Source organism: Tenacibaculum sp. MAR_2009_124, from assembly GCF_900105455.1.
Classification (GTDB): domain Bacteria; phylum Bacteroidota; class Bacteroidia; order Flavobacteriales; family Flavobacteriaceae; genus Polaribacter.
In genome coordinates, this window is sequence record NZ_FNSF01000005.1 from 746,735 (window position 1) to 772,608 (window position 25,874).

At 33.6% G+C, this 25,874-nt stretch carries 10 protein-coding genes; 2 read left to right on the forward strand and 8 right to left on the reverse strand.

The window, feature by feature from the left end; translation table 11 throughout:
- Positions 1–128 precede the first annotated feature (128 nt).
- The 3 genes from BLW23_RS23275 to BLW23_RS14035 all read right to left on the reverse strand — a co-directional run bounded on the left by BLW23_RS23275 (position 129) and on the right by BLW23_RS14035 (position 3,557).
- Complete coding sequence (locus tag BLW23_RS23275) at positions 129–593, reverse strand: helix-turn-helix domain-containing protein (RefSeq protein WP_176829831.1); 465 nt, start codon at positions 591–593, stop codon at positions 129–131.
- Positions 594–1,360: 767 nt separating this feature from the next.
- A complete protein-coding gene (locus BLW23_RS14030; protein WP_093667472.1) occupies positions 1,361–2,557 on the reverse strand; it encodes an IS256 family transposase in 1,197 nt (398 codons plus the stop codon).
- A gap of 190 nt (positions 2,558–2,747) precedes the next feature.
- Complete coding sequence (locus tag BLW23_RS14035; protein ID WP_093670896.1) at positions 2,748–3,557, reverse strand: META domain-containing protein; 810 nt, start codon at positions 3,555–3,557, stop codon at positions 2,748–2,750.
- A 436-nt stretch (positions 3,558–3,993) separates the two neighbouring features.
- Between BLW23_RS14035 and BLW23_RS14040 the strand changes: the two genes are divergently transcribed.
- Positions 3,994–5,040 (forward strand): isoaspartyl peptidase/L-asparaginase family protein, encoded by a 1,047-nt coding sequence (locus BLW23_RS14040; protein ID WP_093670898.1) that lies wholly within the window; start codon positions 3,994–3,996, stop codon positions 5,038–5,040.
- Positions 5,041–5,174: 134 nt separating this feature from the next.
- Here the strand turns inward: BLW23_RS14040 and BLW23_RS14045 are convergent, their stop codons facing one another.
- Complete coding sequence (locus BLW23_RS14045; protein WP_093670900.1) at positions 5,175–8,642, reverse strand: agmatine deiminase family protein; 3,468 nt, start codon at positions 8,640–8,642, stop codon at positions 5,175–5,177.
- A 787-nt stretch (positions 8,643–9,429) separates the two neighbouring features.
- On the opposite strand from BLW23_RS14045, the gene BLW23_RS14050 reads away from it, so the two are divergent.
- Entirely contained in the window at positions 9,430–10,686 is a 1,257-nt protein-coding gene (locus BLW23_RS14050) for a transposase (protein WP_093668298.1), read from the forward strand.
- A 581-nt stretch (positions 10,687–11,267) separates the two neighbouring features.
- Here BLW23_RS14050 and BLW23_RS14060 read toward each other — a convergent pair.
- From BLW23_RS14060 to BLW23_RS14075, 4 genes are all read right to left on the reverse strand, one after another.
- The gene (locus BLW23_RS14060; protein ID WP_093670904.1) at positions 11,268–13,127 is read right to left on the reverse strand and encodes an ABC-F family ATP-binding cassette domain-containing protein; all 1,860 of its coding nucleotides are present in this window, start codon (positions 13,125–13,127) and stop codon (positions 11,268–11,270) included.
- 150 nt (positions 13,128–13,277) lie between these two features.
- Positions 13,278–17,006 (reverse strand): GEVED domain-containing protein, encoded by a 3,729-nt coding sequence (locus tag BLW23_RS14065; protein WP_093670906.1) that lies wholly within the window; start codon positions 17,004–17,006, stop codon positions 13,278–13,280.
- A gap of 374 nt (positions 17,007–17,380) precedes the next feature.
- The gene (locus BLW23_RS14070) at positions 17,381–20,743 is read right to left on the reverse strand and encodes a GEVED domain-containing protein (protein WP_218134056.1); all 3,363 of its coding nucleotides are present in this window, start codon (positions 20,741–20,743) and stop codon (positions 17,381–17,383) included.
- 707 nt (positions 20,744–21,450) lie between these two features.
- Positions 21,451–25,800 (reverse strand): fibronectin type III domain-containing protein, encoded by a 4,350-nt coding sequence (locus BLW23_RS14075; protein WP_093670908.1) that lies wholly within the window; start codon positions 25,798–25,800, stop codon positions 21,451–21,453.
- Positions 25,801–25,874 lie beyond the last annotated feature (74 nt).

Below are 25,874 nucleotides of genomic sequence, written 5' to 3' on the forward strand. Positions count from 1 at the left end.
GGTTTGAATTAAACCACTAATAACATCATTAACAACATATTAAAAAAAACACCAATGTATACAATCGCGTTTTGAGACAGTTCAAAAAAAATACACACATCTTTATTTCGGCAATTTTTACTACAATTCTACTTATTTCTTATTTCGTTTATAAAGTCTAAAGGAGACACTCCTACTATTTTTTTAAAGTTTTTATAAAAAGAGGCTCTCGAGTTATATCCTACTTCGTTTGCTAAGGCTTCAATACTATATTTCAAATAACGTTTATTTAATACTAACTTCTTAAACTCTTCAATTCTGTATTCGTGAACAAAGGCATTAAAATTTTTGTTCTTTACTGCATTGATTGATTTAGAGATATGTCTATCCGATATTTTTGCACGATTTGAAACCAATTTTAAATTTAAATTGGGGTCTAAATAAAGTCTTTCCTCTACCATCAACTTTTCCACCTTTTCATATACCTCAATTAATTCCTGATTGGGTACATTCCATTTACCCGATTCAATTACATTATCAATATTGATTTGAAGTAGACTAGTAATGGTTATATAATACAATGTAAGCAGATAAAAACCCTCATTAAAAAACACGTAACTTTCACTTTTAATTAAAAAAACTCTACCCACAACTCCACATAAATTCAATAATAAGCAAAGCACACAAAAAGCAGTGAGCCAGTGTAGTGTTTTATAATTTTTGTTTTTGAAATAAACACGAACCTTTTGTTCATGCTTGAAGTTTGTAATAATTATTTTAATGCAGAAAAAAGCAATAAACATAGAAGAACTAAACATGTAAAAGTCCATAAACCCCCACATAAACAACTTTTCGAGAAGCTCTGGGTTAAACCATATGGCTGTATACAGAATACTAAATAAAAAAAACTCTATACTGCCAAAAATATAGTATCGCAACTTATTTTTAATAATAACACCTGCTGTTTCAGAGGCATAGAAGAACAAAAAGACGATAGTTAAAAAATTAAAGCTTAGTGGCAAAAAAAGAAAATGGGTATTTCTATACGTTTTAAAAAGGATAATTTTAATCATCTCAACAAACAGTGTAAGAAAAAAACACCCTAAATACTGATTGATTTTTATTTTTTTGGAACGATACAAAAAACAAATGAGAGAAATTAAAAAAGTTTGTATACCACTTAGAAGGTAATAAGATTGAAGCATGACTTTGTTTGGTTTTAGTTGACTTCTAACAAGTTAAAAATTAAAATAATTAGAAATACATAACAAACAAATAATCAACAGAAAATAAATTAAAAGTACAAAAACTAACAATTATTTTAAATTAAAAGACACTATCCTAAAAAGTGTGTAAGTTCAAAATATCAGGGTTAGGTTATTTATAGCCTAATCCTTTTTTCAAATATAGCTAAAAATTGATTTAGAATTATGCCCCAATTTCTAATGGGCATTGTCCACTTTTTAGTACTTTCTCTTAAAGCTAAATATACCGATTTGATAACAGCGTCATCTGTCGGGAAAGAGAGTTTGTTTTTAGTGTATTTGCGTATTTTCCCATTAAGATTTTCAATAAGATTAGTGGTGTAAATAATAGTTCTTATTTCAATTGGAAAATCGAAGAAAACAGTGAGTTCATCCCAGTTGTTTTCCCAACTTTTAATAGCATACGAATATTTAGCTTCCCATTTATTTTTAAAATCTTTTAAAGCAGCCTTTGCGGCTTCTTTAGTTGGAGCTGTATAGATTTGCTTCATATCTTTAGTAAACTCTTTTTTATCTTTCCAAACCACGTATCTACAAGAGTTTCTAATCTGATGTACTACACATATTTGTGTGGTAGAATTAGGAAACACTGTCTTTATAGTATCTGTAAATCCGTTTAAATTATCGGTTGCAGTAATCAGTATATCTTGCGTTCCTCTGGCCTTAATATCAGTCAAAACACTCATCCAAAAAGCAGCTGATTCATTTTTACCTAACCACAAACCTAGTACTTCCTTTTTACCGTCGGATCTAAGGCCTACAGCTATGTATATAGTTTTGTTAATAACCTTAGAGTTCTCTCTAACCTTGAAAACAATTCCATCCATCCAAACGATTAAATAAGTAGCTTCTAAAGGTCTATTTTTCCATGCTACAATGTCATTAGTAATGCTATCTGTGATTCTTGAAATCGTTGAAGTAGAGATGTTAAAGTCATATAGCTCTCGGATTTGCTCCTCTATATCAGAAGCACTCATTCCCTTAGCATACAAAGAGATGATAAGATTTTCAACACCATCTGTAGTACTTTCTCTTTTCTTTACCAACATAGGATTAAAAGATCCTTCACGGTCTCTTGGGACTTCTATTTCTGTTTCTCCTAAAGTTGTTTTTAACTTCTTCTTTGAATAGCCATTTCGAGAATTAGAGTTAGTGCTCTTTTGATGTTTCTCGTAATCTAAATGAGCTGATAACTCTCCTTCTAAAATCTTTTCAACTCCTCGTTTGTGAAGTTGTTCTATAAAGCTAGTTAACTCTGAGCCATCTTTAAATTGTTTTAGAAATTCGCCGTTTAATAAATCTTCTGGTTTCATAAATGTGTAAAAATTAAAGTTAATGAATAAAAAAATCTCGGGGTTGAATTCAACCCCGAGATTTTAAAACTTACACAGTTTATGAAATACTGCCAATTAAAACAAAAAAAGCTCCCTGAGCAATGAAAACCCAGAGAGCTAAAGTTTAATTTAAAACCCTTCTTAAATCAAACCAATATTCGTCAACTATTTATTGAGAAATAAACTCTAAAGCCACTGTCGCTTGACCTCCAAAGAAACTGTTTGAAGTTTCCTGAAGACCTACTCTTCTTTCCCCATTTGGACCTGTGTGCTCTATCCAGTATTTAATCTTGCCTAATTCAGTTAGTATATTTCTAACTAATTCATCTCTATTGTCCGCACATAGCATACGAGTAGAAAGATAATCGTCAGTATTACTAAAAGCAATCTCACCTCCATCATTGTTACCATTATCTGCGGTACTTTGAATATCCATACCGAAAAATGTATTGCATCCTTTTAAACTAATTTTTCCATCGGTCTGAATAGTTAACGTTAATTGAGAATTAAGATCATAATCAGTTACACTGGAATTGTATATTTTCCATGTCCCTACTAATTTAGAATTTACAATTGCATTTGCCGCTCCACATTCTCCCGCTATTCTGAAGTCATAGTAAAAGTCACCAGTATTGTAATACTTTTGAACTACATAAGTTGTTTCTGCATTATAGTAGTATTGGTATTGCGATCCCATTGGCACATACATATAATAGTTTGTGTAACTATAATACACTTGATTCGTAAATTGACGGATATTGCTGCAATCGAATGTTGTATTAGTACTTCTTCCTACCTCAGTAGATGAAACACTTTCAAGTTTTTGGATATTGAATTCGCCCTTTTCTAAAACTTCTTCAGTTTCTGCAGAAGGGTTGTCTAACATCATACCGTCATTAGAAGAACAAGAGTAAAATAAAACACTACTTAACCCGATAGCTAATAAGAACGTTTTTACTGTTTTCAATTTAATTTTCATTTTTGTTTAAAATTTTTAAAGTTTTTGATTTTTAAATTTTAGTTAAGCAAAAATGATTAATGGTTTTGGTAATTTTCGAAGGCAAATCTAGCACAAAGTTTAGTAGTAATTTCACCTTCAATTTTAGGTTGTTTTAAAGTTTTTGTAAAAAATGAGGGCTTTTTTTGTAAAAACAACAGTTAAACTACAATTAAGAGCCTTTTCAAAAACGAATTTTTGAGCACCCTACTTTTAAATTGTATAAAAAAAAGTATTTATTACAAAAAGTAGTAACATTTATTTTTAATTAAACAGTCTTAACCCCTTATAATTACTATGCTTGCATAGGTTATTTAGCTATAAAAATGCTTAAACAACCCCGTAATATTTTTTTTTAAAACTCTTCTTTAAATAATTTATCTTTTCACTCTATAAAATCAATGTCAAAACTTACTCAATGAAATATCTAACATCACTATTATTAACGGTAGTTTTTCTAAGTTGTAAAAACACTACTCCAAATGAGAAAAGAAAAGAAGTTATTCAGCAAAATGAGTTTGCTATAGTAATTCATGGTGGAGCCGGAACTATTTTAAAAAAGAATATGACTCCAGAACTAGAAAAAGCGTATCAAGAAAAACTTGAAGAGGCCATCAGAAAGGGCTATGATATTTTAAAAAATAATGGTTCTAGCACAAAGGCTGTAGAAGCTTCAATTCAAGTTATGGAAAACTCACCATTGTTTAATGCTGGAAAAGGAGCCGTTTTTACCAATGCTGAGACTAATGAAATGGACGCATCAATAATGGAAGGTGCCACTCTCAATGCTGGAGCCATTGCTGGTGTAAAAGCAGTTAAAAACCCAATTTCCGCAGCAATCGAAGTCATGAATAACTCTAAGCATGTATTACTATCTGGAAATGGAGCAGATCAATTTGCGAAAGAAAAAGGGCTTGAAATTATGGATGCAAGCTATTTTCATACTGAAAGACGATTCAAATCACTTCAACGCATTAAACATAAAGAAAAAACAGAATTAGACCATGACCAAAAAACAGCTTTTTACGATAGCGATATCAAAAACAGTAAATTTGGTACAGTAGGATGTGTTGCTCTTGATAAAAAAGGTAATATTACAGCTGGAACTTCTACTGGAGGAATGACAAACAAAAGATGGAATAGAATTGGAGATTCTCCAATAATAGGAGCTGGAACGTATGCTAATAATAAAACCTGTGGTGTTTCTTCTACTGGATGGGGTGAGTATTTTATTAGAGGTGTTGTAGCTTATGACATTGCCGCTCAAATGGAATACAAAAATGTTTCGCTAAAAGAAGCTACTCACGATGTAATTCAAAATAAACTGACGAAACTTGGTGGAACTGGAGGCATCATTGCTCTTGATAAATATGGTAATGTATCTTTTGAATTCAATACTGCTGGAATGTATCGGGCCTCAATGAATGATAAAGGTGAATTGACCGTAAAAATTTATAATAACTAGGCATTAGCTATCTACTAGAATAATTATATTTTGCTCTTAAGGATTTAATTCTTTTAATTGTACCAAAAAAGAAAACCTATATGTTGCACAACATATAGGTTTTTAAAATACAAATAAAATTATTTATGTAGTTTCTATTTCTTTATAAACTTTTTCTCAAAGACTTCATTATTAACATACAATTTGAAATAATAAGTTGTTCCTGAAATTAAGTTTAATTTACTTATACTAACGTTATCAGTATATGCACCTCTTTTCAATATTCTACCATTTGAATCAAAAATGGCATAAGAGGCACCTTTAAGATTTTTATCAGTAGCTATTGAAAAAGTTGTAGTAACTGGGTTAGGATATATCTTAATATCAGAATTAGATACAGCATTAACAACCTTAGCTCCTCTTGTAGACACTGTACAGTCAAATTGATAAGCAAATCGACCATTAACAACCTCATATACTTTATTGTTATGAACAACCTGATCGCCTTCAGAATATACTTTACCTCCCTGATAGGCAGGTATATTAGCACAATTATTAGAATTAGTTAAGGTTTTTACAATAACAACATTACTTGATGCTGAAGTATTACCAGCTTCATCTTTAGCCTTAACTGAAAAATTATACGAGGTATTTTCCGTCAAGCTAGGAACTGTGAAAAGATTATTTGTTTGTGGTCCTACACTTCCTATTTTATTAGTTCCTTGATAAATTTCATATTGAGTTACTGCGATATTATCAGTAGAAGCTTTCCAGAATAATTGAATACTTGTTTGTTTAACATCAAAAGCACTTAAATCAGTAGGAGCAGTTGGAGCTTCTGTATCTGATGGCTCAACACCACAATCAAATTGATAAATCCATTGATTATTAACACGTTTATATACCTTGTTTTGGTAAACTATTTGATCCCCTTCGGTATATATTTTACCTCCTTGATAAGCAGCTATATTACTACAGTCATTAGAATTTGCAACAGGCAATGTTTTTACCGTGATACTATTACTCGCATTTGAAGTATTCCCGACTTCATCTTTAGCTTTAACAGTGAAACTATACGAAGTGTTTTCAGTTAAATTCATTACTTTATAAGTAGTTGCTGATGCAGTACTAGCGATTAATGTACTTCCTTTATAAACATCATATCCAGTGACTGTAGTGTTATCCGTAGAAGCACTCCAAGATAAATCAACAGTTGTTTGCTTTATGTTCGATGATACCAGGTTTCTTGGCGCTGTTGGCGCTTCAGTATCAGAAGGCCCTGTACTACAATCAAATTGAAAAGACCAATTATCATTAATTCTTTTGTAAACTTTTCCATTTCCTCCCTGAACAAGATCACCATTTTGATAGGTCTGTGTATTATTAAACATAGGAATATCTTTACAATAATCAGGTTCAGAAGTGTTGTTAGAACCAGTTGATATTACCAAATCATCAATCCTAGCGCCAGAAGATCTTGTACTTCCCATAATACGTGTAATACGTAGTTGCACTGTTTCACCAACATAAGCGTTTAGGCTAACATCGGTATCAACCCATTTAAATCGATTATTACCTGAGTTTTTCCATAGTCTTTTCCATGTAAAACCGTTATCATCACTAGCTTCTATCAGAATGTTTCCATTATCATTACTACCATATAGAAAATACTTAAAATTAAAAGTTGCTGAACTAGTGCCAGATAAATCGAAGCAAGGGGATTTAAGTATTGCTTTATGATTATTTCCAGAAGCAGAGTTATCAATATACAAATATTTATTCCCTCTTGAATTTAACTGCCAATCGGCATTGTCATTAGCATCTTGTACCCAATCATTTGATCTTGTTTCGAAGTTTTCTAAATATGAATCATTTACAACAACTTCTTTTGAACAGCTCGAAGTACACCAAAAAGTATAGGCACCACCTTCGGCACCAGTCATTGGATGCGTCATGGTTTTTCCATTATTTGAAGTAGCTGAAATATAATACTCTATAATTTTCCCATTAGGATTTGAAGATAACGATATATTCGATGACCAATGGTCATTACTACCTTTGGTCATTCTTGTTTGTTTCCAGTTAGAACTTCCTTTAATTCTAGAGAACAAGGTAGCGCGATTAATACCACTTTTGTTCGTAATAACCACATCTACAGGATAGTTAGATTGACAGTTATCAACTTTGCCATAATATGGGTAATGCTTAAATCTTACTGGGTTTTCAGCAATAAATTCTTTTGTAAGACAATGTACAGATCCACCAGTACCTTTTAAAATGCGTCCATCTATTGGAATAATACGATATCCTGGATATTGTTTACGAATTATATCTAAAGCCTTTTCATCATTGGTTATATTACCCGTTTGACCATTGTTAAATACAGGTTGAATAATAGATTTATTAACGATTAAATGATTACTATATGTTCTACTATTTTTTCCTATCTCATAACGATCGTCATAAACAGTACCATCATCTCTTGTTGGGTAAGGCACAGTACCAAATGAATAAGGTTTATTACTCCCTCCAGGACTTATTTGCGTTGATAGATAATCAACATTATCTAAAACAATCTGATAATCTGTGTACTTCGGGATGTTTGCCATCTCCGTAGGCTGCTTTGTATATACAAAATGGTTTTCATTTAGCATGTCTATATACAAGTCAACATGCCCAGTTCCTCCATCGTAAGTAAGTTCTTTTAAAACATGTAAATAGTCAAGATTAAACGACTCTTTTAAAATTTGATCTATTTCAGCCTTTGAATGAGTCGAATTAACTTTATAAATCCTGTCACTTGTTGTTAAACTTTGTTGACCATTCATTATCATATTTCCTCCTTCAAACTCAAGAGGCATATAGCTATATTGAAAATTAAACCTTTGAGCCCAAAGCGGAGTTAAAGCGTCATCTTTACCTCTATATGAACCATAATTTAAATCTACCCAGCCTATTTTGTCATCAGTACCATAATAGAAATTTATTGGGCCAGAATCTCTAACCCAGTAAGAATCTGTTGGATTGATTAAGAATTCATAATTACTTAATGGAGTACCTTTTTCCTGAAAATGTCTGGTTAATAATATTGAATCTGCTTGAGTACGAAGGCTAATATAAACTTTGACTCCAGCTTGTTGTATGGCCGAAATAAGGTCCCTATAGAACTTTGGAAATGAAGGAGAACCGTCAGCATTTTCTGACAATCTTAATTCTCCACCACTTCGTTTATATGGATAACAAACAAATACACCTTGAATTTCCTCAAATTCACCAGGAAACCTCGCATCCGTAGGTAAAGTTATCGGAGTACTTCTAACTGCAGTATTTTGACGTGTTAGACTTTTTTCTTTCCTCTCCTGTTTCTTTAATTTTATCTCTTCTTTACTAGGAACACGTTTGTTATACTGCAAACATTCTGCATCGGCTTTTTTCGCGTCCTGACTTTTAAGATAATCATAAATTATATCAAGTTCTCTCGATGAGAATTGATGTTTTGCACTAGCTTTTTTGTATTTTTCAATAATAAGATTCTTCTCTTTTGGAATAACCCCTTGTTGAGCATACAACAAATTAGTAAAGATAATGGTCAATAGAACCAAACTTAATTTAACTTTTCGCATGTTATTTTTTAAAATGTTTAAATTGATTTTTAGTATTAAGTTTTATTTTCGAATTGAAATTCGAACACTAGCAGAACGATCGTTTTTTAATTTGCTGGAGCAAAACTATTACAAACTTTTAGTTTTATTTTTATGAATATCAGGTAGGGTTTTTTGTTTTTGTGAAAAACACAAAAAAGGAAAAGAAATCAATTTTTAAAAATCTAAAAAAGAAACACTTAACCTACTACACTTTAATTAAAGAATTGAATAGACATATATTAGAGATAAAGTTGTGTGTATTTCACAAAAAAAACTGTTTTTATGATAATGCCATCAAAAACAGTAATTTGGTAAAATAGGTGAGTTCTCTTATTTTTAATAAGTACGGGAATGTATCTTTTGAATTTAATACTGCGAGAACATCTCGAGTCTTAATGAATGATAAAGATGAATTGACCGTGAAAATTTATAATAACTAGGAATGCTGACACTAATTTAAAGGAAGGTAATTTCATTTTATCGATCTGCTGCTACCATTCAACGATAATTAATTATACATCTTAAAACAGTTGTTACTTTTAAATAGGCACTGTCATAAAATAGCTAAACCCTTGTTTTTACGAGGGTTTTGTTGTATCTTATATTCATAATAAACCCCGAAAATCACCAAAAAAGGTAAAAAACGGGGTTTCCATTTGTGTAATTATGAAAATACGAAGAATTTCTGAAATGCAACACCGCATTTCAATTTTTTCCCCTCAGTGAGAATTATGATGCTCATTACACACGTTTTTTAGAGGGAGATTTGGGCAAAATCTATTCTGCTATTGATTGGGATGACTTGGTTACTACTTTAAATATTACTGAACAAAAAAAAGGGCGTAACTATCTTTTTAGCCCTAAAGGAAGACTTGGCTTGATGTTTTTAAAGCATTATGCCAATTGTTCGGATAGGAAAATGATTGAACAACTCAACTCAAATTTAGACTATCAATTTTTCTGCGATATAGAATTAGGTTTTGAACGTTTAACAAACTATAAAATAATAAGTCAAATACGTTGTGAATTAGCAGAGAAACTAGATATTAATTTAGTAGAAAAAGTTCTTTTTAATTCTTGGAAAAATCATATTGATAGTACCGACCAAATCGTAATGGATGCTACTTGTTACGAAAGTGAAGTTCGTTATCCTACCATCCAGAAATTACTTTGGGAATCTGTTCACTGGTTGTACAATCAATTACGTAAAACTTGCTCCATCTTAGGAACTAAGATGATCAGAAGTAGATATAACAAGTGGAAAAAACGTTACCAAGGATTTAGTAAAATGCGAAGAAAAACCAAGTCTAAACGTACTTCATTAACCCGAGCTTTACTGAAGCTATTAAGTAAGTTTATCGATTTTGAAAAGGAATTATCCAAGGCCTACAATATCGAGTTTAAGCCCTTGTATTATAAGCGAATCGACACAATCCAAAGAATTTACAAACAACAAAAAGATCATTTTGATACAGGAGAAAAAATCAAAGATAGAATTGTAAGTATTCATAAGGATTATATCCGTCCTATTGTTCGCGGAAAAGAAGTAAAGCCTGTTGAGTTTGGAGCAAAAGTTAACAAAGTTCAAATTGATGGAATTAGCTTTATAGAACATATTAATTTTAATGCGTTTCACGAAGGAAACCGTTTTATACAAACAGTTCAAAAAGCGCAAGGGTTAACTCGAAAAAAGGTAAAAGTAGCCGGTGGAGATAAAATTTATGCTACCAATAAAAACAGAACATATAGTAGCTCAAAAACCATACAGACAGACTTTATCCCCAAGGGTAGAAAACCTAAAAATCATAAAGAGAAAAAGCAACTTAGGGCTATCATTGCTAAAGAAAGAGCAACAAGATTAGAAGGCTCTTTTGGTAAGGATAAAGAACATTATCACCTACGGAAAATAAAAGCCAAAACAAAAAAGAATGAAATTCTATGGATATTCTTTGGTATACACACAGGAAATGCATTAGAAATTGGTCGAAGAAAAATAGCTCAAACAGACCAACAAATAGCCTAAAATAAAATCTTAGTATTTTTTTCATGGGAGAGCTACGTCTTGTAGGTACGTTTTTAGGAGATTCAATCAATAAAACCTCTTTTAAACAGAAATAGAGGATAGAATTTATATAATTTTATCCTCTATTTTCAATGTATTTTAAAAAATAGACTGTTTTCTGAAAGTGCCTAAATATATTTTTCCCAAAATATGTTAGTTTTCCCAACTAAATAACATCTCAGCATTGCTTATATTTTTCCCAAAGCACAGTTGAGGTGTTTTTTTATGCATAATATTTATAGCAACCTTGATTTGAAACTACTTCAAAAGAAGAAGAAGAAGGGAAAAAATGTGTTTATTACGGTAACCTCACTTAGTAAATGGTATTATTTTATCTATAAACAATCTTCAAACGGAATTAAATGGCATTTCACCGACTTATTGAAACCATTAAACGAATACTTAAATTAAATCCCCTAATTCAATATAAATTCGTACTATAATTATTCCCCAATAGTTAGTTTTTTTTCCCCAATTAAAAACATCTTAATTGTTGCTTTTTTCCCCTAGCACAATCAGGTGTTTTTTAATTTTTAAAAGAATTATTCTTCAAGTTTCATTGAAAGTTCAAACCAGCGTTCTTCTTTCTCCTCAATATTTTCTATAATTTCCTGAAGTTCTAATGATTTTTCATTAATTTCTTCTGGAGCGATCGTTCCAGCGCTAAACATCTCTTCAATGATCTTACGCTTTTTTTGTAATCTTTCTATATCTTTTTCTAACGCCCCATACTCTCTTTTCTCATTGTAGTTGAGCTTTCCTTTTTTCGGTGCATTAACCACCGCTTCGGCAACCTTTTTCTCTTCTTTCACCTGAGGTTGATGAGAATTTTCATAGGCTCTGAAATCCGAGTAATTTCCAGGGAAGTTCTCCACTACTCCTTCTCCTCTAAAGACAAAAAGAGAATCAACTATTTTATCCATAAAATAACGATCATGCGAAACTACCATTAAATTCCCAGGATAATCTAGTAAGAAACTTTCCAAAACGTTTAACGTAACTACATCCAAATCGTTTGTAGGCTCATCGAGTATCAAAAAGTTAGGGTTTTGAATTAACACAGCACATAAGTACAATCGTTTTTGTTCTCCTCCTGATAATTTTTCTACAAAATCATACTGCTTTTTTCTATCAAATAAAAAACGTTCAAGGAGTTGTCCCGCCGAAATTTTTCGTCCTTTTGTTAATGGAATATACTCACCAAACTCTTTAATAACTTCAATAACTTTTTGACCTTCTTTTATTTGTATACCGTTTTGAGTATAATACCCGAATTTCACAGTTTCTCCGGTAACTACCTTCCCTCCATCAACACCTTCTCGCTGAGTTAAAATATTAAGGAAAGATGATTTCCCAGTTCCATTTTTCCCAATAACTCCAATACGCTCTCCTTTTTTAAAAACATATTCGAAACCATCAAGAATTAAAGTGTCGCCAAACGACTTTTTTAGGTTATGAAGCTCAACGATTTTACTTCCTAAGCGCTCCATATTTATTTCGAGTTGAACCTGATGATCTTGTCTTCTCTGATGTGCTTTATTTTTGATCTCAAAAAAGTCATCAATTCTCGATTTTGATTTCGTAGTTCTGGCTTTTGGTTGACGACGCATCCAATCGAGCTCTTTTTTAAATAAACTTTTGGCTTTGCTTAAATTTGTGGCTTCTAAAGCTAAGCGTTCTTCTTTATTTTGCAAGTAGTACGAATAGTTCCCTTTGTACTTGTATAATTTTCCGTTGTCAAGCTCTAAAATTTCATTACAAACACGTTCTAAAAAATAACGGTCGTGCGTTACCATAAACAAGGTAATTTTCTCCTTAGCAAAAAACGCCTCTAACCATTCAATCATTTCTAAATCTAAATGGTTGGTTGGCTCATCTAAAATTAAAAGATCCGGCTTATTAATTAAAATTATAGCTAAACCTAAACGTTTTTTTTGACCTCCTGAAAGTGTTTTTACCTTCTGTGTTAAGTTATCAAGTTTAAGCCTAGAAAGTATTTGTTTATATTGGGTTTCGAAATCCCAAGCATTATGCTGCTCCATGAGTTCAAATGCTTTTTGATAAGCCTCTTGGTTATCAGGGTTTTCTAATGCTTCTTCATACTGTTGAATTATTGGTAAAATTTTATTTTCTGTTGAAAAAATGGTTTCTTCAATAGTTAAATCTTCATCAAAACTTGAATCTTGAGCTAAATAGGCAATGTGAATTCCTTTTCTATTAATTACCTGACCCGTATCAGGAGTATCTTTCCCAGCTATAATATTTAAAATAGAAGTCTTTCCACTTCCATTTTTTGCAACAAATGCGATTTTCTGGTCTTTATTGATTCCAAAAGAAATATCTTGAAATAATACTTTTTCTCCGTAAGATTTAGAGATGTTTTCTACCGTTAAATAATTCATTTGACAAAAGTAAATAAAAACAATACCAAACTATTCTCAAAGCAACACAAAAATGACTTATAAAAAAAGAGGTTGCTTTTAACAACCTCTTATTCATCATCGAGTATTCGTTTCTTAAAAAGAAACGTTTATCATAAAATTCTAATCAAATTACTTTTTAACAATTTTCGATGTTAATAGTTTTTGACCATCATTAACCTCTAATATATAAACACCAGACTCCAAGTTCGATACATCTAAATAAGATTTTAACTTACCTTTTTCTATTACGCTCCCTAGAGTATTAACTATTGCATAAGGCGCTCCTTTTAAAGAAGAAAGTCCTTTTATTTCAACTATTGACTCCGCAGGGTTAGGATATACCATTATATCTGAAAGCACCTTGTTTTTAAGTGTTTCTGCATTGATATTACCAAACACTCCATTTGAACTCCCTCCGTTCGAGACAATGTTTACGGTATAATCTTCAACTTCTCCATAACCAAATATTTCACATGCCGTTTGACTTCCATCCCACTTCATTGAAACTCTCATTCTTGTTTGTCCCAACGTTGCTGAATAAGGAATATTTACTTCTGTTGTTAATAGATCATAACTTGATGAGCTTCCCTCCGAAACCCTTTCCGAAGCAGAAAAAACTCCATCCTGATTATAATCAATCCAAGCCGCCCAATACTCTACATATGGAGTAGCTGAAAAACCAGCACTAAATAATAAGTGATATGTACCTCCCTTTCCGACAGTAGCTACTTTATTTGTATAGTCTCCATATCCATAATCACTTCCTGTGCTATTTGTCATTCCTCCAAAAGCTACATAATCTATCCATTCATAATTAGCATTATTTCCACCAGAAGAACAGTAACTAACCGCATTACTAAGCGTGGTTGCCGTTGTAGTAGCCGGTGCAGATTCATTCCCTGCTGCATCAAACGCCACAACAGTAAATGTGTATGTTGTATTTGGGTTCAATCCAGTAACATTCATAAAAGTATCCGTTACAGTCCCTACAAGGTTTCCATTAGCATAAACGTAATATCCTTCTACACCAATATTATCAGTTGAGGCGGTCCAAGTTAAACGCACTTGAGTTTGTGTTATATTTGAAGCAGTTAAATTACCTGGTACCGAAGGAGCAATATTATCTACTTCACTCAATGTAGTTGCTGTAACAGTAGCTGGTGCAGACTCATTATTAGCCGCATCAAACGCTACAACTGTAAAAGTATATGTTGTATTCGGATTCAATCCGGTAACATTCATAAATGTATCTGTCGTAGTACCAACAAGGTTTCCGTCAACATATACATAATACCCCTCTACTCCTATATTATCCGTTGAAGCCGCCCAACTTAAACGTACTTCAGTCTGGGTAATATTTGAAGTTGTTAAATTACTTGGTACCGAAGGAGCTTGTGTATCGCTCTGAGAACCACCAATAACAACTGTATAATCTTCTGTTTCACCATAATCATAAACTCCACAAGCGCTAGGAACTGCATTATATCTTAAGATAACACGCATTCTTGTTGCTCCTTCTTTTGCACTAGCAGGAACGGTAAACGTACCAGAAACGGCTGTGTTGGTTGATGGAGATTTTGTCCATACTGTTTCATCTGGGTCAGAAAAATCACCATCCTGATTATAATCGATAAACACAGCATAACCTTCGCTGTAAACTGAGCCTGTCCATCTTGGTGTAATAACAATAGTATATTCTGTTGATTTTTCAAGGTCAGTTGAGACACTCGTGAAATCTGAATATCCACTTGTTCCTCCTGACGTTTTGTTTATCGTTCCGAGTTGTACTCTTTGAATATGTTCTTCGCTTGAATTATTTCCCCTTGATTCGCAATATTGAACAGACGGAGGCCCTGTCGATTGCGTTGTAAAATTCACAGAGCTACTGTAATTCGAATTTCCTGTAGGACATACACTACGAACTTGAACCTCATACTGAGTACCCTCAGATAACCCACTTAATGTTGTTGAAGTTGACAGAACAGGTACAGTTGTCCAGGTAGTTGTACCCACTTGGCGATATCTAACCTGATAGGTAGCTTGCGGAACAGTATCCCAAGAAACTGTAACCCCAGAAGCGGTAACATTAGAAGTAGATACACCAGTAGGAACCGTAGCATTACAAGCAGTTGTATTTCCTGAAATACCCGTTACTATTAATGAATAATCTTGCTTTCCACCAACTAATGATCCCTTATGAGTAACAGTAATTGTATAGGTTCCTGAAGCATTTTCCACATCAACTCTTTCAAAAGGGTCAACATTATTATCTTGTTTAGCGCTTGTTGTCGCTCCTGTTAATTTATACGGAAAATAAGTAGTTCCGTTTTTAGACACTCTAATATCCAAATCGTTTACTAAAACAGGCGTAGTTGAGTTTACAGATGTTGTAGCCGTTCCGGGTCTGTCCGTCCATGATATCGAAGCTAACAATGGACTTGTTCCATCTGACTGAACAGTAATTGTATATGTTTGTCCTGAGCTTAACGTTAACTCTTCAATTTTAGATTGATTTCCTTTATTAGTAACTGTTTCTGCGGCTCTTTTTGTATTTAACAATCCCCAACCAAAAACAGCGTCGGGTCCTGAAGCTCCAGCATCATCAGCTGTATGCAAAGCCAACCCTTTTAAAGTAGCTGCTTTCATAAAATCTCCATTGTTTAAGTTTTTATGATGCTGTTGAAGTAATAATAATGAACCAGCTACATTTGGCCCTGACATTGATGTTCCGCTAATAGAGTAATAATCATTGTTTGGATTTCCATCACTCATATTAGGAGCACCAGGATTCATGGCTAAACTTTGAAAATCAAACGAAGAGTATACATCAGTACCATTTCCTGTAATGTCCGGTTTAATTCTAAAATCATCCGTAGGTCCTTCACTACTTCCAGAGTTAATAACTACTGAAATTAAGTTACCACTTGCATCAACACTTGCGTCTTGTGCATTCGCTACCACTAAATTGTTTTTAGCTGTTGATGCCGCAGTTAATTTATCGAATCCATAACCTCCAGAAGGATTGTTATTAGCCGTATTATCATCACCATCATTTCCTGCTGATCTAACCATTAAATAATAGGGCGCATTGAACATAAGTTGATCCCATTGACGAGATTCGGTAACATAGGCACCAAAGTAATATTGAGGCAATACTACCTGTCCTGTTTCAGGATCTCGAAAATATAAACCATAGGAATGGTTAGAAATAAGCATACCACTTGAAGCCTCTGATGTTGCTTCCGAAATATCATTATTCCAGTCAGCTGTTTCGGCTCTTGCATGAGGAGCCATCCCTTTCGCATTTGATTGATAAACACCTGATCCTATCAACGTTCCTGTAACATGCATCGCATGGAATGTATTGGCATTTCTATTCGTTACTCCATCAATAACTGAGGCGCGATTGTTTCCACCTGGACCATCGTAATCTTCATGGGTTAACTGAACAGCACCTCCATCCCAAACATTAATAGTCATTCCTTGGCCTAAAAGGTTTAACCCCAAAGATCCTCCTGTATGCAAGTGGTCTGTTCTCGTTGATTTTGCCGCATCAACATTATGTGTAGTATAATAAATTGGTACTCCATTTTCTACTCTTTGAATCTCCATAAAACCACCGTCCTTCTTGAAGATTTCTGTTTGCCAACCCTTTTGCTTAGCTAATCGCAATGCTTCTTGTTTTTGTTTCGTTTGTTCGGTTCGTAGTTTTTTTCTGAGAATTTCGAGTTTTGTTAAATTATAACTACTACGAATTTTTTGAGTTTCTTGTTTGTTTTGTGCCTGCAATTTTGTGTAAAGACTAGCGCCCAAACACATACCAGCAAACACAAGCATTTTTAAATACTTGTGATTCATTTTTGAAAGGTTTTTTTTTATTAAATTTAGTTGTTTGCCCCCCGATGTTAAGAATTAAGATTTCCTAACATTTTATTGCAAAGTGGAGCGCAATGTACTTGATATTGAGGTAAAAACTCCTTAAAAAAACAAAATGCAACAAAGAATGTCGTTTTTCTGTTAATAGTCAACCTTTCAAACAGATTTAACATTCTATTTCATAGACATCTAACTAAAATTCGATGGCTTTTACGAGCAAAAATTATTGGTAAAGTGCTATTTTTCAATAGAAATTTCCCAAAAAGCGTTAGTCAAGATACTCAGATAAATTGCATGCATTTTTAACAAAAAAAGCCTGAGAAAATCTCAGGCCTTCAAAACAAAAAATGTCCACTCTATTTTTTAATCAATTTTGAAATCATTCGCTTATTTCCACACGAAACCTCCAATATATATATTCCAGAACTTAAAGAAGATACATCTACCTTCGATTCAATCTTACCAAATTGAATGGCATTTCCTGATTTATTCAAAATTTTATATGTCGCATTCTGTAGTTTTAAATCTGTATTAATATTAACAAAATCTATCACGGGGTTGGGGTATACAATAAAATAAGGGTCTTGATAAACTGCGCTATCCATATTAATTTGGTTAGAAGTAACAATATTTACATTATAATCTTCAACTTCACCATGTGAAAAGGTTTCACAAGCTCCTTGTTGTTTATCCCATTTCATTGACACTCGCATTCTAGTAGTTCCTAAAATAGCATTCGAAGGGATCCTTACATTATTACCTAAATGATTTGCACTTGATGAAGCTTCGCTAATTACTTTTTCATCATCATCAAAGTTTCCATCTTTGTTAAAATCAATCCAAACTGCCCAATATTCTTTATAAGCTTTGCCTCCAAATCCTGCGCTAATTTTCAAGTTATTATTTTCGCTTCCTCGTTGTACTTCTGCTATTTTATTTTCATAATACTTATACCCATTATCATTTCCACTTTCATTAAACATTCCTCCAAACGACACATAATCAATCCATTCATAAGAAGAATTCTTTCCTTTCGATTCGCAATAAACCGCTTCAGAATTATCTGCGGTTTTTACATTTACAACATCACTTGAAGTTGAAAAATTTCCTTCAGCATCTTTTGCTTTTACAGAAAAAGAATATGAAGTATTCGGCATCAAGCCAGTTATATTAGCAGTAGTGTTTACAACTGATTTAACTTTTGTTGTTCCTTGATAGACATCATATCCAATTACTCTAATATTATCTGTTGACTCTTTCCAGTTTAACTCCAAACTTGTTTGAGTCACGTTGGACACTACTAAACCTTGAGGAATAGTTGGAGCTTCTGTATCTATCTGCGAATTTTTTATCCGTACGGTATAATCTTCGGTCTCTCCATACTTATAAACACCACAGGGTTTTGTTGACTCATTATACTGCATAACAATCCTCATTCTAGTTTCTCCTTCAATTACATGATTAGGGATCTTAAATGAGCCCATAACTGGTGCCGTTTTCGTGGGTTCTTTTGTCCAAACAATTTCATTCTCATCCTCAAAATCTCCATCTTTATTATAATCAATATAAACACCATAACCTTCTGCATATGTATTTCCAGTCCATTTTGGTGTAATAGCAATTGAATAAGTTTTACCTTTATTTAAATTGGTTGATTTTGATGTAAAATCAGTATATCCAGTTCCTCCTTCTGAAGAATTATCGATACTTCCAAGTTTAACTCTTTGTATATATTCATCTTTGACACTATTACCTTTTGAATTACAATATGAAATGGTAATATCGGAAGTTGTAAAATTAACAGGAGAGCTATATTCAGAGTTTTCAGAAAAACATTTACTACGTACTTGGACTTCATATTTTGTTGAAGAGGATAAGTCTGTTAAAGAAACAGATATGCCAGATACGGCTTTCGCAATCCAATCATTTGATCCAACTTTACGGAATCTTACATCATACGTTGCTCCTTGCACTAGGTTCCAATTTATAACGGCACCTGAAGATGTAACATTTGAAGAGTTCAGCTCCGATGGTATAGAAGCACTACAAGCTATTGGTTCATCTGAAATACCTGTTACAATAAGCGTAAAATTTTGACTAGCCCCCGTTAAATTACCTTTATGCGTAACCTTAATCGTATATGTTCCTGATGCCGCATTAACATCAACTCTTTCAAAAGGGTCAACATTATTATCTTTCTTTGCATTCGTTTTAGGTCCAGTTAATTTATACGGCAAATATTGAATTTCACCTTTAGTAACTCTCAAATCTAAATCATTAACCAATACTGGTGTTGTAGAGTTTACCTCTTCATTTTCTTCTCCAGGTCTATCCGTCCAAGAAACAGAAGCAAACAAAGGATTTACCCCGTCAGAATTCACCGTAATGGTATATGATTCACCAGACTGCAGGGTTAATTCTTTTATTTGTGATTGACTACCTCTTTCTGTAATGGTTTCGGCTGCTTTTTTTGTGTTTAATAACCCCCAACCAAAAACAGCATCAGGTCCTGAAACCCCTGCATCATCTGCAGTATGTAAGACCAATCCTTTTAACGTTGCAGCTTTCATATAACTACCATTGTTTAAGTTTTTATAATGCTGTTGCAAAAGAACCAATGATCCAGTAACATTTGGTGAAGCCATCGATGTTCCCGAAATAGCTTTATAAGACGTATCGCTATTATCATAAGTAGAATAAACCTTAGTTCCATTTCCTGCAATATCTGGATTTATTCTAAAATCATCTGTTGGTCCTTCACTACTGGAACTATTTATCAAAACTGATACTAAATTTCCATTAGCATCAATATTTGCATCTTGAGCATTAGCAACCACTAAGTTATTCTTCGATGTTGCCGCTCCCGTCAATTTGTCCCAAGCAAAACCACCGTTAGGGTTATCATTAGCTGTATTATCATCGCCATCATTTCCAGCCGCGACAACCATCAAATAATTGGGGGCCGTGAACAGAATTTCATCCCAAGCACGAGACTCATCAATATATCCGCCAAAAAAATGTTGAGGAAGTTGAACCTGACCAAAGTCATTTCTTGCTGCATACCCATACGAATGATTTGAAATTAACATTCCATTTGAAGCCGCATTCGTTACTTCCTCCTTATCATCTTCCCAATCATAACCTATGGCTTTTGCATAAGGAGCCATTCCCTTAGCGTTGGCTTTAACCCCCGATGCGATAATAGTTCCTGTAACATGAGCCGCATGATAATGCTTTTTCTTTGAAGAATCTCCAATAGAAAAACGATCATTCCCTCCTGCCCCATCATATTCTTGATGAGTCATTCTTGCCAAACCACCATCCCAAACATGAGCTGTCATCCCTTGTCCTAGAAGATTAAGTCCTAAAGACCCTTCTGAATGTAAATGATTTGTTCTCGTTGATTTCGCAGCATCTACATTAAAGGTTGTGTAATAAATAGGCTTTCCATTTACTACCCTTTGTAACTCCATAAAGCTACCATCTTTTTTTTCGATTTGAGTTTTCCATCCGTTTCGTTTCGCTTCTTCAAAAACTTCCTTCTTAACCTTTGATGACTCTTTTTTGAATTTATTTATTAATGATTTTAATTTCGATAAATCATAACCTCTTCGAATGTTTTTAATTTCCTGCTTATTCTGTGATTGCATTTGCGTTTGGAAACCGAACCCTAAGATTCCTCCAATAAATATTAGATTTTTTAAATAGTTGTATCTCATTTTGAATGAGTTTTTAAAATTATAGTTATTTTAATTTAACATTGATTTTTAATAACAAAAATCACAAATCTGTATTTTTTTTGTTAAAATGATGCCAAATATATAATTAATTTCTTTTCAGGAAATTTGAAATTTAAAAAGTAGAGGTGAAAATTATCTAAATTATACATGAATCCCTTAGTTCATATAGTCTTTTAAAAGAATAAAATATTTATTTGACTTTTCGCAAAAAAAAATCGGTATCTGTTACATAATAAAGAAAAAACTAATTTTAAAAAAGAAGGAGTAGAAACGATATAGCTAAAGTCAATAGCAAACTAAAAATAGTTCAATGTTTTTCACAAAAACGCCATTTCATTCACTTAAAAAAGTGAGTAAAAAACTAAAAGACAATAAATTAAAAATCAAAATCGATTAACTAAGTTTCATTAACTTTCCACTATCATACTCTCTTTTCAAAGTTCTTATGGAACTTTACCAAGTAGTTAAGTGTAATTTCTGCGCATTTTTAGGTTATTTTATCTTATCATTTTTTGCAATTAGTCCTATTTCTTTGAGTTGATTAGATTCTTACTAAAACCTTTTATTTAAGCTTCTCTCAAGCAAAAGCTTAAGCTGACACTCTAAATTTTCTGTTTTACATAAAAAAAACCCTGAGCTAAAAAGCTCAGGGCGTCCATTAGTTAAAAGAAGAAGGGTTTTTAAAATTATCTCTTAACTAACTTAGTAGTTATTGATTTTTGTCCATCGTTTGCCTCCAATACATAAACTCCATGTTGTAATTCAGTAATGTTTATGGCATTATTTATTGTATTTCCTTGCTGAACTATTTGTCCAATAGTATTTGTAATTCTGTAGTTAACATTTTCATTACTTCCAAACCTAACAATAACATGATTAATTGCTGGATTCGGGTAAACCGTTAAACTAGTTAAACCATCTTTATCTAAAGACTCAGCATATTCATCACTCGAAATAGTAGCAACCGCTGTAGCAGAATTCGTAATATTTACTGTATAATCTTCCACTTCTCCATCAGGAAAAGCTTCACAAGCTGTTGAAGCCGCGTTATATTTCATCGAAACTCTCATTCTAGTTTGACCAAGGTTTGCTGAAGCTGGAATTGAGATATTTGCAGATCTATTGGTTGCCGTATTGGAAGAACCTAAAGATGTTTGCTCATTGCTTTCAAAAGTTCCATTTTGGTTATAATCAATCCAAACCGTAAAATATTCGGTATATGCTGAGTTTCTAAACCCTGCGCTTACCAAAATTTGATTAGTGGTTCCTCTTGTAACTGTAGCCACCTTATTTGTAAAGTCACCATAGCCCCCATTCGCCGCAGATGTATTTGTCATTCCTCCAAAAGAAACATAATCAATCCACTCATAACTTACTCTATTCCCTTTTGAAGCACAGTATGAAACCACATTTCCTAAAGTAGTTGCATTTACTACATTACTCGAATTAGATTCGTTTCCAGCCGCATCGGTTGCTTTAACAGAAAAAGTATAAGCAGTATTTGCTGTTAATCCAGTTACATTGTATGAAGCTGTAGCTGTCGAAGCAATTTTAGTTGTTCCTTGGTATACATCATATCCAGTTACTCCTACATTATCTGTTGAGGCTGTCCATGTTAAACTCAGTGTAGTTTGAGCAATATTAGAAGAAGTTAAGTTACCAGGAGCCGTTGGAGCTTGTGTATCTGAACCTCCTGAAGCTGTTACTGATAAGTCGTCAATAGCAATATCACTTGACCAACCATTACCTGTTTTACCAACAATTCTCAGCTTAATAGTACTGCCTGCATAAGAAGCTAAATCCACTGATTCAGAATTCCATTGATTTCCTTTACTACCAGAAGCGGTCCATAAATTTGTCCAAGTAGTACCATCTGAAGATCCCTGTACGGTTAACACTCCTATGTTATTCCCAAACATATGATTCTTAAAACTAAATGTTGCAGATGTTACTGATGTTAAATCGATACATGGGCTCTCCAAAATTGCAGTAGCGTTGGCTCCAATTTGCCCAGCACTGTTATTTGTTGAAGCTTCTAAGAACATATAATATGTTCCTTCATTAGCAGAAGTTGGTCCTGTTCCCGATGAAGGAGTACTTCCACTTTTTCTAACCCAATTTCCATCATCACCAGTTGCTTGCGTCCATCCATTTCCTGATTCAAAACCTTGACCGTATGGAAAATTACTTATTGTTGAAGTACAACTAATTGATGGCGCACTTGAAGTCGTAACGCTAACATTATTACTCGCTGTAGATTCATTCCCTGCGGCATCTTTCGCTTTTATAGAAAATGTATAATTCGTGCTCGCAGTTAATCCCGTTACATTGTATGAAGGACTTGTAGAAGTTCCTATTTTAGTAGCGTCTTGATAAATATCATATTCAGTTACGGCAATATTATCTGTTGAAGCTGTCCAAGTTAATGCTAATCCAGTAGCCGTTACAGAACTTGCAGTAACGTTTGTTGGTACCGTTGGCGCTTGAGTGTCTGGTGTAGAATTAGATGAAGTAAACTCTCCTGTAAACACACCTCTACCATAAGTTGAAGCTATGATTTTATTGTTTGTATGATCTCCACTCACATTCCAGTAGTCAAATGATGTTACGCTAACATCACTCATTCCATTATATGCTTGATCCCAAGTAGGGTTTACATCATTGAAGTTTGACGTAGACCAAACACCAAGTTGTGTAGCAATAATTGCTTCATTTCTTGATAATGGGTTTTGTAAGAAGTCTCTAACAGGAATATTAGGTAAATTTCCTTCCTTACTTACCCAATTGGCACCACCATCGGCAGTTGCCCAAATACTCGTAACACCGTAATTATGAATTGTTACAAAAATATCATTAGCCGTTGCTCCGAATCTTACGGAAGACACCGATCCAATAAATGGTGCACTAATACTAGCCCATGTAGCATTTGAATTGGTTACATTCGTTAACATTAATAGTTTTCCATTTGATAGACCAACATACCAAGTATTGTTAGCAAAAGGAGACGCTATAAACGCCGTTGGACTCGCATCTAATAATGTATTTGTTATATTTCCTTTAGAGTTCGCTGCAACATTAATACTCTTGATAGACTTTGCTGTATCAGTAGAAGCATTTGTTAATAAACGATTTGCCGAATCATCGTAACCCATTGGGTTTACGAAGTCTCCAGTACCTTGCTCGTTCAATAAAGTTGTAGCTCCTCCTTGTTGTCTTCCCAAACCATTCCATGGTAAATTAAAACGGTAAATTACATTTCTTACATAGGTAGCAATCATGTAATCACCATCTTTATCAACGAACGTATAAAACCCATCTCCATCACTTAAAAATGTCGAACTGTTTATCCCTGCTGTAGGGTTTCTAAACGCCTGTGTACCGTTATCTTGCGCTCCAGCAGTAAATATTCCACCAGTATCACCAGCACCATCAGGTCCTATACCAGCTTTTACAAACTGTGTTACGTTATATCCTCTATTTCTTACGCTAATTGTTCCTCCTGCATTTCCAGTGTAATAAACTCCTCCATCATTTCCAAATAACATTCTTGATGAATTATTGTTTCCAAACGCAATAGAATGTTGATCAGCATGCACATTTTGATGACCAAAACCTCCGTACCAGTGCGATAACTGAGACCATGAAGTTCCCCCATTCGTAGTTTTAAACAAATCAATACCACCAACATAAACTACATTGTCATTTGTTGGATCGGCCTCGATTACTAAATCATAAAATGCTTGACCTCTACAAAAGTCATTTGCAGGAATCCCACTATCTGCATCATTCGGTAACGATGTTGACGTTACACTCGCAAATCCGTTTGTCGTTTTATAAATATGCACAGGAGCCGTATTCACTGTTCCTTGTGTTAAAGCGTAAATTTTGTTTCCATTTGTTGCAGAAGGCTCCAATTCCACTCTATTAGAATCTGATAAAGGTGATGCTGCTGCTTCTGTCCAAGTACCACCATTTGTTGAGCTAAATACTCTACCTCCACTGTTTGCATCTAAAGCCGATTGGATAGTTCCCATCCACAACTTATTATCCGCACCAACTTCTAAATCGTTTGGAATATAGTAATAGTCATTTGTTCCAAAAGTATACTTCATATTGGCCGATTCTAATCTTCCCCAAGTAGTTCCTCCATCAGTTGATCGATATAAACCTGCGGATTGTAAACCTAACCAGTTTCTAGGGCTTGATGAATCTCCATAAACATGTGCTCCAACAGCTACAAATAACTCCGTTCCTGTTCCATTATCCCAAGCTAATACATCATTTACATAATGAATACCAGATAAAAAAACATTGCTCGCATTGTGGTTAATATCTGCTCCACCTGCTGCTGGTATATTTACAGCATTCCATGTAGTACCACCATCATTGGTCACATACACTCCATTTCCTACAACATCTCCAGCAGTATACTGCTCACCCGTTCCAACATACCATCTATTTGAATTTCTCGGATCAATAGTAATTGATGTTACTGATAAATTCCCTGGGACATTCTGTACTCTAGACCATTGAGAGTTAGAACTTGTTATATTTGTATTCTTCCATAAACCACCACTTACACCTCCAGCGTAAACAGTATTATTAGAAGCATCATTTGGGTCAAATAATATAACTCTCGTTCTTCCTCCTACATTATTCGGACCTCTTTCTACCCAAGAGTTCCCTGTTTCTCCTGGAGTACTTCTTTGGTTGTTTTGTCTTAAAATTCTTTCTTGTAGTAATTGTTCTCTTAATCCTGTTAAACTACCATCTTCCATTTTTCCAGTGGCTGGATTCATGGTTAATAGCTCCATTTGATCAAAATACCTATTAGGTGGTAAACCTTTTAATTTTCTCTCTTTCTTTCCCCATTTTAACGTTTCATTCAATGGACTCTTATTCATAAAAGAGCTATGCATTTCACGCTTTTCTGTTATTTCATTTCTAGCATTTTGTTCTTTTAAATACTTAGAACCAGTAATTGAAATAGCCGCCAATGACAGCCCTCCAATTAATACTCTAAACTTAATATTCATATTAATAAGGGTGTTTGGGTAAAAACAGCAAGAGACAAAAAGTCTCTTACTGCTTTTGTGTTAATAATAAATGA

Excerpts from the sequence above, each read along its gene's own strand:
- BLW23_RS14060 (WP_093670904.1), bottom strand. The coding sequence starts at position 13,127 with ATGAATTATTTAACGGTAGAAAACATCTCTAAATCTTACGGAGAAAAA.
- BLW23_RS14065 (WP_093670906.1), bottom strand. The coding sequence starts at position 17,006 with ATGAATCACAAGTATTTAAAAATGCTTGTGTTTGCTGGTATGTGTTTG.
- BLW23_RS14045 (WP_093670900.1), bottom strand. The coding sequence starts at position 8,642 with ATGCGAAAAGTTAAATTAAGTTTGGTTCTATTGACCATTATCTTTACT.
- BLW23_RS14070 (WP_218134056.1), bottom strand. The coding sequence starts at position 20,743 with ATGAGATACAACTATTTAAAAAATCTAATATTTATTGGAGGAATCTTA.
- BLW23_RS14040 (WP_093670898.1), top strand. The coding sequence starts at position 3,994 with ATGAAATATCTAACATCACTATTATTAACGGTAGTTTTTCTAAGTTGT.
- BLW23_RS14035 (WP_093670896.1), bottom strand. The coding sequence starts at position 3,557 with ATGAAAATTAAATTGAAAACAGTAAAAACGTTCTTATTAGCTATCGGG.
- BLW23_RS14075 (WP_093670908.1), bottom strand. The coding sequence starts at position 25,800 with ATGAATATTAAGTTTAGAGTATTAATTGGAGGGCTGTCATTGGCGGCT.
- BLW23_RS14030 (WP_093667472.1), bottom strand. The coding sequence starts at position 2,557 with ATGAAACCAGAAGATTTATTAAACGGCGAATTTCTAAAACAATTTAAA.